The sequence below is a fragment of the Dapis brunnea BLCC-M229 genome, from assembly GCF_050015995.1.
Lineage (GTDB): Bacteria > Cyanobacteriota > Cyanobacteriia > Cyanobacteriales > Microcoleaceae > Trichodesmium.
This window is the reverse complement of sequence record NZ_JBNHEP010000105.1, coordinates 45,135-49,646: the sequence shown is the minus strand read 5'-3', so window position 1 is coordinate 49,646 and position 4,512 is coordinate 45,135. Positions and strand designations below refer to the sequence as shown.

The following is a 4,512-nucleotide window of genomic DNA, read 5'->3' as shown; positions in this document are numbered from 1 at the left end:
TAGGTTTAGCCGGTTGGGGATTATCAAAAATTGCTGACTCTTTGTGGGATACTGCTTGGGAAAAAGGAGGCAAAAGTCTGACTCAATCCCTGAAGAAAACAGATTTAGAAAAAGCTTTAAAATCCGGTAAAAAATCTATTGAAGCATGGGAAAAAAAACTTCCACTTCAACAACTTTTATTCTATTCAGCTAAAAGGGATGGATGGAACGGAGCTGACAATTTTTTGAGCCAATATTTTGCACATTCTGCAGTTTTGACAGAATTCCAAAAACCATTAACTAATCAAGGTAAGCCAGACATTGATATTTTGATTGCCATCTTTCAACAGGAAGCTGAAGCTAAAAATATTCAATTAAATTCAGAAGCTATACAGCCGTGGATAGAAACTTTTATTAATGCTTATTTTCAACAAACCGATACTTATATTAAATTCCAGGTTGCCAAACAAAATTATTTTGAACAGTTAGCTAATTGGTTTGATGATGTGAAATTTGCTGGAATTTCTGTGCCTGGGCAAGAAGTAGAAAAGTCAGAGAAATTAGCCAACATTTTTGTCATGCCAGATGTGGTAGAAGATGTCTCAACGGCAGGGGGTTGGGAACAGGATTTATTATTAGGAGGAACTGGGGAACTAGAAAGAGAATTATTAGTAAATACCACTGGCAGAAAATTTTTAGCTTCGGAATTATTGACTCAAAGTCGGTCACAGAAATTCGTCATATTGGGTGCGCCTGGTTCGGGAAAAACAACTTTGATGAGTTATTTTGCCGTGATGTTGGCATCTATCCCCCCAACCCAGGACTCAATCCCCCCAACCCCCCTTGGGAAGGGGGGCTATAATGCCGAAAGCTTTGTGGATGAAACTAGAGATATGGCTGATGCTACCCTCCGCGATCGCCAGACCGAATCTTCTAAGGGGAACTATATTTCGGAAAACGTTGTAACCGAATCTTCACCCCCCCTTTCAAAGGAGGGCCAGGGGGGATATCTAGGTTTAGATACTGAAACCGATTGGTTACCTATTTTGATTAGAATGAGAGATTTGGCAAGACATCCAGATAAAAGCATTCTAGAATATGCTCGGATATTTGCTGAGAAAACGATGGCAGTCAAAACTTTACCGACGGGATTTTTTGAACATTGGTTGGAGGATGGTAGAGCGTTGATATTGTTGGATGGCTTGGATGAAGTGGCGGAGGAAGTTAAACGTTATGATGTTGTCAGACGCATTGAGAATTTTTTAGGGCAGTTTGACAGAAACCGGGCAATTATTACATCTCGCCCGGCGGGGTATCGGCGCGACTTTTTCCGCACAGAGGAATTTCCCCACTATCAAATGCAGTCTTTTGATGATGAGAAGATTTCGACGTTTATCAATAATTGGTATGACACTCGGTTTAGAGATAAAGTGGAGGCGGAAAGGCGGAAGGAAAGTTTGCAAAAGGCGTTGGATGATAATGACCGGATTAAATTATTGGCACGAAATCCTTTGTTGTTGACGATTATTGCTTTGATTCATCGGTATCAGGCGGTTTTGCCGAAGGAAAGACATCGACTTTATGATAAGGCGGTGGAAACTTTGTTAATTTCTTGGGATGCGAATAAAGAGTTAAGTAGTGATGGGCGTTTGAAGTATTTGGGTTTGGATGACTTGCGCAGGTTGATGGAATTATTGGCATATTGGGTACATACTCAGGGAAATGTTGGCAAGGGCGAGGGTGGTACTTTGATAGATAAGGATGAGTTGATTTCTCAGTTGAGTCGAGAGATTAAGGGTTTGAAGCAGGTGCAGTTGTATCAGGCAAAGGAAGAGGCGGAAAGATTTGTAGATTTGATTCGGGAACGTACTGGTTTATTGAATGAGCAGGGGCAAGACTGTTATGCTTTTGTGCATAAGACTTTTCAGGAATATTTGTGTGCTGAGGAAATTGACTATCAGTTGGAGAATGAGTTTGATTTTGGGATTATTTTAAATGCTATTCGAGAACATTTGCATGATGCTCACTGGCGAGAGGTTTTATTGTTGTTGATAGCTCAACAAAAGCCGAAAAATGCTGCGAAGGCAATTCGAGCAGTTTTGAATAATGGTAGTGAGTATGAGGAGTGGTTACATCGGGATTTATTTTTTGCTGGAGATTGTTTGACAGAAAATCCGAAGGGGTTGCGTGGTGCTGATGGGGAGTTGGTGCAGGAGATTTTGGAGAGGTTGGTTGAGTTGGAGGTAAGTAGTGAGGATAAGGTTGGTGAGAAAGTTCGGGAGCAGGTTTATCAGATTTTTTGTAGTTTGTATGAAACTGATTTTGAGGGGCAAGTTTTAGAGATGTTGAAAGATCAAGCAGATTTAATTGAGAAGGAAAGGTTGCTGAAATATCAAGCAGAATTAGGAGAAAAGAGTGAAGTAATTACAATATTGCTAGCACGGCTTCAAGATGAGAAGCCTTTTGTGCGTGGATGGGCAGTTCATACTTTGGGAATGTTGGGCAATAACTCAGAAAAAGGTAACAGCTCACAAATGGGATTAGTTGGTAGGTTTCGAGAAAATAAGTCTTTAATGCGTAGAAGCACAAGCTATACTTTGGGCAATAGTTCACAAAGAGTAGTCAGCAGTTTACTAGCAATGCTTCACAGTGAAAAAGACTCTGAAGTGCGTGGGTTGTTGGCGTATACCCTTGGCAATTTGGGCAATAGCTCACAAACAGTAGTTAGTAGCTTACTAGCACTGCTTCAGGATGAAGATTCTGAAGTGCGTTGGGGTGCTGCTGATGCCTTGGGTAATTTGGGTAAGACTTCTGAGGCTGTGGTTAGTGCTTTGCTAGAAAGTTTAAATGATAATTCTGCCACTCGTTACAAAGCTGCTTGGGCGTTAAGTAAATTATCTGACAATTCAAAGACATTGGTTAATCAATTACTAGATTTACTACAGAAAGGTGATTCCAGTTTTTATGCTGGAGCTGCTGATACTTTAGGTCAATTAAATGATAAATCTGAGATTGTAATTAATTCTCTATTAACAAGACTAGAAGATAGAGATTCTAGTGTCCGTGTTAGAGTTGCTGAAGCTTTAGTTAACTTAGACAATAGTTCGCCAATTATTTTTAATACTCTAGTGGAACTATTAGAAGACAAAAATTTTCTAGTGCGTAAAGTTGCTACCCGTACTTTAGGAGAGTTTGTAAATGGCTCAAATACTCATACTGTGGTTAGTGCTTTACTACTAAGACTTAAGGATGGTAATCCTTATGTACGTTGGAGTGCTGCAGTATCTTTAGGCAAGTTAGTTAATACCTCAGATACTGTGGTTACTGCTTTGCTACCACTATTGGAGGATGAAAATTTTTTTGCACGAAGGAAAACTGCCTTAGCTTTAGGCAAATTAGGCAAAAAATCCAACAATATCCTCCCCACTATTATTCAATGGATTCAACAACATCAAGATTCAGAATATGTCGGCAGAGGTATTGATGCGCTGTGGTATTTGGTTGTAGGTGAGGAAAGTTAAGACGATTATAATCAAGTTCGTAGTAGGGCTTTAGCCCCATCTAGATTTATCGGGCTGAAGCCCTACTACAAACAAACTTTCCTCATCAAGATTCAGAATATGTCGGTAGAGGTATTGATGTGCTGTGGTATTTGGTTGTAGGTGAGGAGAGTTAAGACGATTATAATCAAGTTCGTAGTAGGGCTTTAGACCCATCTAGATTTATCGGGCTGAAGCCCTACTACAAACAAAGTTTCCTAATCAAGATTCAGAATATGTCGGCAGAGGTATTGATGCGCTGTGGTATTTAGTTGTAGGTGAGGAAAGTTAAGACGATGAGGCAGTCTGTCAAAATTCAATAGTTAGGCAGTGGAAATATCCTGTCTCCTTATCAATCAAACATTCATTAGTTGATTTTTACAACAACTGTTGCGCAATAGTTGCCTTAAAAATCAATTACCTCTTTTAGACATTTCTTTCAACTAATACCTAATACCAAGTAGAATTATATAGATAGAGGTATTTTCCTAATGCTGCACAAAAATTTCGCAGAGCAAAAGACAGCGCCAATAATTAGCGCTATAGATCAATTTTTGTATAACGCCACTAAATCAATAATCAATCTTCCGACTCCCGACTAGCTATTCCCTATCCAATTCTGCCAACCAATTAGACAAATCCTCCAAACTATTAAAACTTAAAATTGCTCCTCCTAAATCTTCTAACCTTTCCATAGATAATTGTTGAATATTCTCTCTGATTATTTCAGTTATTTCTCCAGAAAACCTTCTCTCCAGTTGACCTAATATTAATCTCTGCATTGACAACTTACCAACTTCTAATCCTTCCTCTCGTCCTTCTGCTCGTCCCTCCTGTCGAGCTAAGATAATTTCACCTGTCCGGTCTTCTAAAAACATTTCTCGCTTGTGTACTTCTTCTAATTCTTTTCTAGATAAATTTGCTTCACTTGCTCTATTCAAAGCTTGTTCTATCTCTTCAACTTCTGCCAAAGTATTAGGAATCACATCTAAAC

The 4,512-nt window shown here is 39.3% G+C and carries 3 protein-coding genes; 1 reads left to right on the top strand and 2 read right to left on the bottom strand.

The annotated features are described in order from the left end of the window. The coding region (locus ACP6PM_RS12920) for a HEAT repeat domain-containing protein (protein WP_426585172.1) at positions 1-3,500 on the top strand (3,500 nt) is incomplete at its 5' end. Between the two features lie 30 nt (positions 3,501-3,530). Here ACP6PM_RS12920 and ACP6PM_RS12915 read toward each other — a convergent pair. Together ACP6PM_RS12915 and ACP6PM_RS12910 are read right to left on the bottom strand one after the other, a co-directional pair. Continuing rightward, positions 3,531-3,695 (bottom strand): hypothetical protein, encoded by a 165-nt coding sequence (locus ACP6PM_RS12915; RefSeq protein WP_426585170.1) that lies wholly within the window; start codon positions 3,693-3,695, stop codon positions 3,531-3,533. A gap of 425 nt (positions 3,696-4,120) precedes the next feature. Continuing rightward, the coding region (locus tag ACP6PM_RS12910; RefSeq protein WP_426585168.1) for a DUF4351 domain-containing protein at positions 4,121-4,512 on the bottom strand (392 nt) is incomplete at its 5' end.